Origin of the sequence: Priestia sp. SIMBA_032, from assembly GCF_046535215.1 — a bacterium.
Classification (GTDB): domain Bacteria; phylum Bacillota; class Bacilli; order Bacillales; family Bacillaceae_H; genus Priestia; species Priestia aryabhattai.
The window spans coordinates 1-263 of sequence record NZ_JAWRXD010000882.1 but is presented as its reverse complement, the minus strand read 5'-3'; the positions used below and the strand labels follow the sequence as shown (position 1 = coordinate 263).

At 29.7% G+C, this 263-nt stretch carries 1 protein-coding gene; it reads right to left on the bottom strand.

Annotated features, from left to right (window positions below; all coding sequences use genetic code 11):
- Positions 1–263: hypothetical protein (locus tag SB717_RS36850; RefSeq protein WP_410908034.1), on the bottom strand; the 263-nt coding region annotated here is incomplete at both ends.

The window sequence follows — 263 nt, the reverse complement described above, 5'->3', positions numbered from 1 at the left end:
GCTGTATTGAGTTGGACCTTGCTGTAAGAACATGTATAAATAATGTTATTATTTAAAATAAAAACCTGGCCGTTAGTCCTGCTCCAAAATATTTTACTTTTACTATCTGTAAGGAGCGGTAAGTTGTAAATCCCGGTAATTTCTCCCTCTTCTATCTTTTTAACCTTTTTTGATTCGTAATCGATATAAAATAACAATTCATTGATAGCAAAAACACTGGGATTATATTTGAGAAAAGGCTTTAGTTTTAAATTTTTTATAAC